This window comes from Streptomyces sp. NPDC004561 (genome assembly GCF_053602155.1).
Genome location: NZ_JBSGDB010000678.1, coordinates 1 through 3,719 on the forward strand (window position 1 = coordinate 1; position 3,719 = coordinate 3,719).

Sequence of the window (3,719 nt, forward strand, 5' to 3'; positions counted from 1 at the left end):
GGAGCGCACCGGGCGCTCAACGCCGGCCGTGGTGGGGGGAGGGGAGCACGCCGGCGGCCAGTACCCGGTCCGCTCACCTCACGTCGACGTAGTCACCCGCGGCGCTGACCGCCGGAGTGGTCGAGGTGCCCGCGAAGCTGAAGCGCCAGTAGCCGTCGGAGGTGGCGGTGACGGTGGTCTTCAGGTTGCCGGACGAGTCGGTGTTCACCGTCTTGACCGTGGTGTAGGTCGTGCTGCCCGCCTTGCGGAACTGCAGCTTGACCGGCTGGCCGGTGTAGCCGTGGTACTGGTGGTCCTCCCAGTTGGCCCGGGACAGCTTGCCCGTCACCGTGAGGGTCTTCCCCTTGGCGATCGGCTCCGGGCCGGCGTCGGCCGTCAGCTTGGAGTAGCGCTGCACCAGGGAGGTGCCGAGGGCGGCCTGGTCCTTGTAGCCGACCTTGGAGAGGTCGGGGTTGGTCTGGCTCTGGCCGTTGAAGGCGACGGCCTCTGCGGCCACGTTCCAGCCGCCGGCCCAGGCGTTCTGCACGTCGCCGTCGGCCGGGTATATGTCGACCGTGCCCGTGCAGGTGGCCGTCGTGGCCGAGGTGGCGGTGCAGGTCGCCGGGTTGTCGCCGAGCAGCTCGGGGGACGACGCGGTGTAGGAGCCCCGGTAGAGGAAGGCGTCGGTGAAGAAGTCCTTCGCGGTGATGTCCACGTCGGCGCCGTGCGTCAGCGTGTACGTGTACTTGGTGCTGACCTCGTTGGTGGTGCCGACCTTGATCGCACCGGCGATCGAGACCTTGGAGAAGCTGACGTTCAGCGTGTACGGCGTGCCCGAGTCGGCGGCGGCCTGCGCGGCCGGGACTGCGAGGGCGGTGAGGGCCAGGGCGCCGGTGACGGCGGCCACGGTGGCACGGATGCGCATGCGTTCCCCTGGAGGGAGAAGTGATCGTGGAGTCGGTCGACTCAGGCGATCAGATCCATGGCACCCGGGGCTGGTTGTACACCGGGAGCAACTTCCGGCCAGATTTTGAGCCTGCATTGCCAGGTCATGGCGCAGGCGAGAGGAAACGTTCCGGCCCCGGAGCGAGGGCACGCGTCCGGGGCCGGAAGGGGGCCGACTACCTCACGTCGACGTAGTCACCCGTGGCGTTGACCGCCGGGGTGGTCGAGGTGCCCGCGAAGGAGTAGCGCCAGTAGCCGTCGACCGTGGCCTTGGCCGTCGTCCTCAGGTTGCCGGTCGAGTCCGACTTGATGGTCTTCAGCGTGGTGTAGGTGCTGGAGCCCTTCTTGCGGAACTGGAGCTTGACCGCCTGGCCGGTGTAGCCGTGGTACTTGCCGTCGTCCCAGTTGGCGCGGGACAGCTTGCCGGTGACGGTGACGGTGCCGCCCTTCTTCACCGGCTCCGGGGCGGCGTTGACCGTCAGCTTCGAGTAGCGCTGGAGCTTGAAGGAGCTGGTCGGGTCCTGCACGGCCACGCCGACGTTGTCCAGGTTCGGGTTCCCCGGGTCCTCACCGTTGAAGGCGACGGCGAAGCCGGCGGCCTTCCAGGAGCCGGCGTCCTCGTTCAGCAGCTCCATCGGGTCGATCGCGACGGTCGCCTTGCAGCCGGCCACGGTGGCGGAGGTGTCGGAGCAGGTCGCGTCGTCGCTGTCGAAGAAGTAGACGGCCTCCTCGAACGAGGCGCCGCGGTACAGCTCGACGCCCGCGAAGAAGTCGGACGCGTGGATGTCGACGTCGGCGCCGTGCGTCAGGGTGAAGGAGACGGGCACCTTGACCAGGTTGGTGGTGCCGACGGCGATGTTCTTGCCGCTGTTCACCTTGACGTTGGAGAAGGTGGCGTTCAGGGCGTAGGGCGTGCCCGAGGTGGTGGCGGCGAAGGCCGACCTGCTCTGGTGGGCGGCGTGCGCGGCCCTGCTCGCGGAGTTCTCCGCGGGGACCCGCGACTGGTCGGCGGCGTGCGCCGCCGGCAGGGCGAGGGCGGACAGGGCCAGGGCGCCGGAGACGGCGGCCACGGTGGCACGAATGCGCATGGTGTCCCTAGAGGGGTGATGGGGTGGATCCGGCCGTGAGGCCGGTCGGGAATGGGGGGGTGCGGGCGGCCGCGCGGGCGGCCGCCTACCTCACGTCGACGAAGTCGCCCGTCGCGCTGACGGCCGAGGTGGTCGAGTTGCCCGCGAAGGAGAAGCGGTAGTAGCCGTCGGCCGTCGCGGTGGTCGTCGTCCTCAGGTTGCCCTTGGCGTCGGCCTTGACGGTCTTCAGCGTGGTGTAGGTGCTCGAGCCCTTCTTGCGGAACTGGAGCTTCACCGACTGCGAGCCGTAGCCGCCGTACTTCAGCGACTCCCAGTCGGCGCGGGTGAGGGCGCCGGAGACGGTGAGGGTCTTCCCCTTCTTCACCGGCTCGGGAGCGGCGTCGGCGGTCAGCTTCGCGGCCCGCTGGAAGGAGAAGTAACCGGACTTCTCCTTCCAGACGTAGTCACTGTCCTTGGCGTCGACCCACGCGGAGACGTACCACGTGCCGGCGTTCTTGTTGAGCAGGTAGTCCGTCTTCGGGTCGATCGTCACCGTGCCGGTGCAGGTGGAGGTGGTGGCGTTGACCGGGGTGCAGACGGGCTTGCCGGTGGACTCGATGCCGTAGCCGGGGCCGAAGAGGTCGAACGGCTCGGCGCCCTTGATGCCCGAGGCGTCCGTCGCGGTCACGCTGACCTTGAGGATCACGGCGCCGGAGGTACCCACGGTCACCTTGTTGTCGCCGTCCACGACGACCTTGGTGATCTTGGTGTCCCCCTGGCCGCCGTCGGCCTGCGCGGCCGGCACGGCGAGGGCGGACAGGACCAGGGCGCCGCCGACGACGGCGACAGAGGCTCGGATACGCATGTGTTCCCCTGCGTGCGTAGTGATCGGGGAGCCGGCTGGCTCCGCATGATCAGACACGGCACTCAGGGGTACGGTTGTACGGAAGTTGAAGATTTCGTAAGAGAATTCCGGAGGCCGGGATTCCCGGGCGCCGTCAGTCGAACCAGCGGTCCCGCGCCAACTCCTCGGTCCGGGACGGGTCCTCCAGCAGGGCCGCCACCTCGAAGCGGCGCGGCCACTGCCCCGCCGCCCACGCCAGCCCGGCGGCGACGCCCTCCAGGGTGGCGGCGTGCAGCAGCCCGTCGTCGGTCAGCCGCCAGTCGATCTCGACGCCGTCCACGACCAGTTCGTCGTGCTCGACGTACGTCCCGGGCGTGCGCGGTCCGAGCAGCACCCGCACCCGGTCCGGTACGTCGTGCTCGGTGCCCTCGGAGTGCACCTCGCCGGTGACGGACTCGCTGAGCCGCCGCACCTGGAAGAGCTCGGCCAGCTCGGCGGCCCGGGACGGCCGGACGGGCAGCAGCGGCACCCCGGAGGTGAACGGCAGCAGATCGGGCGAGTCCACGACCACGGCGTCGGCCGCGTCGACCACCTCCACGCGCCCGTCGACCACGGCCCGCAGCTCCTCCGGCAGGGTCACCCGTTCGGGGTCGAGATCGGCCAACGAGCCGTACAGGCCGTGCAGTTGGGCCGAGGTGACCGGACGCTCCGGATCGGCGAGCCGGTCCAGCAGCTCGGCGGCGCCGCCGGGCTCGTCCAGCAGCGCGGCGACGGAGGTCCGCACGCCCAGCGCCCGCAGCACCTGCTCGTCCTCGAACCCGGTGGCGTCGGCCTCGTCGTACAGGCCCCGCAGCAGCAGGCCTTGGCGCTCCAGCCGCTGCACC

At 70.2% G+C, this 3,719-nt stretch carries 3 protein-coding genes and 1 pseudogene; all 4 read right to left on the minus strand.

What is annotated here, in order from left to right; all coding sequences use genetic code 11:
- Nucleotides 1–73: 73 nt before the first annotated feature.
- On the minus strand, nt 74–904 hold the full coding sequence (locus tag ACWEN3_RS43415) for a hypothetical protein (protein WP_452983341.1): 831 nt from the start codon (nt 902–904) through the stop codon (nt 74–76).
- Nucleotides 905–1,100: 196 nt separating this feature from the next.
- Nucleotides 1,101–2,012 carry a hypothetical protein gene (locus ACWEN3_RS43420; RefSeq protein ID WP_452983344.1) on the minus strand — a complete coding sequence of 304 codons (912 nt, stop codon included), beginning with the start codon at nt 2,010–2,012 and terminating at the stop codon, nt 1,101–1,103.
- Between the two features lie 85 nt (nt 2,013–2,097).
- On the minus strand, nt 2,098–2,856 hold the full coding sequence (locus tag ACWEN3_RS43425; RefSeq protein ID WP_452983347.1) for a calcium-binding protein: 759 nt from the start codon (nt 2,854–2,856) through the stop codon (nt 2,098–2,100).
- Nucleotides 2,857–2,989: 133 nt separating this feature from the next.
- Nucleotides 2,990–3,719: pseudogene (locus ACWEN3_RS43430) on the minus strand (sacsin N-terminal ATP-binding-like domain-containing protein); the annotation flags it as partial.